Source organism: Variovorax trehalosi, from assembly GCF_051216415.1.
In the GTDB taxonomy this organism is placed as follows: domain Bacteria; phylum Pseudomonadota; class Gammaproteobacteria; order Burkholderiales; family Burkholderiaceae_C; genus Variovorax.
Window position 1 is genome coordinate 275,372 of the sequence record NZ_JBPJZG010000009.1, and the last position, 2,232, is coordinate 277,603.

The 2,232-nt window shown below is 71.7% G+C and carries 1 pseudogene; it reads left to right on the forward strand.

From position 1 onward, the window contains the following. Positions 1–2,232 (forward strand): annotated as a pseudogene (locus tag ACSFA7_RS29245) (hypothetical protein); the annotation flags it as partial.

The following is a 2,232-nucleotide window of genomic DNA, read 5'->3' on the forward strand; positions in this document are numbered from 1 at the left end:
GCTGATGCCGATGCCGATGCCGATGCCGATGCCGACGCTGATGCCGATGCCGACGCCGATGCAGACGCTGATGCCGACGCCGATGCAGACGCTGATGCCGATGCCGATGCCGATGCCGATGCCGATGCCGATGCCGATGCTGATGCCGATGCCGATGCCGATGCCGATGCAGACGCTGATGCCGATGCCGATGCAGACGCTGATGCCGATGCCGATGCAGACGCTGATGCCGATGCCGACGCCGACGCAGACCACCTGCTCGACCCAGCCGACAACCTCGTCCACGGTGCAATCGACGCGATCGACGACACCCTCGGCCTGGGCGGCGTCCTGGCGCCCGTGTCCGGTGTGGTCGACGGTGTGACCGATGTGGTCGACAGCGTGCTCGCTCCGCTACTCGGTTCCGAATTCACCCCGAACGACCCCAACGAGTTCGACCCGGTGGACAACGCCGTGGAGAACATCCTCGATCCGCTGGGCGGGACGCTCAGCCCCATCGTGGACAACATCCTGGGCGAAGGCGTGACCGATGCGCTGCTCGGCTCGCTGCTGGGCCAGGTCGACTACGTGACCGACGGCCTGAGCAACCTGCTCGGCGGTGACGGCCCGCTGGGCGGCGTGACCGCGGGCCTCGGCCTGGACGGCCTGCTGGGCGAAGACGGCCTCATCGGCGGGCTGCTCGACGGCGTGCTGGGTGAGAACGGCCTCGTTGGCGGCCTCCTGGGCGACGACGGCCTGATCGGCGGCCTCCTGGGCGACGACGGTCTCGTCGGCGGCCTGCTCGGCGACGACGGCCTGGTCGGCGGTCTGCTCGGCGAAGACGGCCTGCTCAGCAACCTGCTGGGTGAAGACGGTCTGGCCGGTGGCCTGCTCGGTGCCGATGGCCTGCTGGGTGGCCTGCTCGGTGAAGACGGTCTCCTCGGCGGCGTGTTGGGCGAAGGCGGCCCGCTGGGCGGCGTGCTCGGCGGCGACGGCCTGCTCGGCGGTCTCCTGGGTGAAGACGGTCTGCTGGGCGGCCTGCTCGGCGACGATGGATTGGTAGGCGGCCTGCTCGGTGAAGACGGCCTCCTCGGCAGCGATGGCCTGCTGGGCGGTCTGCTCGGCAACGACGGCCTCGTGGGTGGACTGCTCGGCGACGACGGCCTCCTCGGTGGCCTGCTCGGCAACGATGGTCTGCTGGGCGGCGTGCTCGGCGAAGACGGTCTCGTCGGCGGCCTCCTCGGCGGCGACGGTCTCGTGGGTGGCCTGCTCGGCGACGACGGCCTCCTCGGTGGTCTCCTGGGCGACGACGGCATCGTTGGCGGCCTGCTCGGCGACGACGGTCTGGTCGGTGGCCTGCTCGGACCGGACGGCCTGGCTGGCGGCCTGCTCGGCGAAGACGGCATCGTCGGTGGCCTGATCGGTGAAGACGGCCTCCTGGGCGGTCTGCTCGGCGGCATCCTGGACGGCATCGGCGGCGGCAACCCCGGCACGCCTGGCGGCCCGGCGCTGCTCGATCCGACCGACGGCATCGTGGGCGGCATCGTCGACGGCCTGAACGACGGCGTGCTCGGCGAACTGGGCCTCGGCGACCTGCTGACCCCGGTGGTCGGCCTCACCGACAACGTGACCGACGTGGTCGACGGCCTGCTGGCCCCGATCTTCGGCGACGTGTTCACCCCGAACAACCCCAACGTCCTCGACCCGGTCGACGGCGTGGTGGGCCAGGTGACGGACGGCGTGAGCGGCCTGCTGAGCCCGCTGACCGACCAGCTGCTCGGCGCGGGAACGACGGCGGCGCTGCTGAATGCGGTGGACACGCAAGTGGACTTCCTCACCGACGGCGTGGCGAACCTGCTGGACGGCGACCTGCTCGGCGGTGTGCTGGGTGACGACGGCTTGCTGGGCGGCTTGCTCGGCGGCGACGGCGGCCTCCTCGGCGGTGTCCTGGGTGACGACGGCTTGCTGGGCGGTTTGCTCGGCGGCGACGGCGGCCTCCTCGGCGGCATCCTGGGTGACGACGGCTTGCTGGGCGGCTTGCTCGGCGGCGACGGCGGCCTCCTCGGCGGTGTCCTGGGTGACGACGGCTTGCTGGGCGGTTTGCTCGGCGGCGACGGCGGCCTCCTCGGCGGCATCCTGGGTGACGACGGCTTGCTGGGCGGCTTGCTCGGCGGCGACGGCGGCCTCCTCGGCGGTGTCCTGGGTGACGACGGCTTGCTGGGCGGTTTGCTCGGCGGCGACGGCGGCCTCCTC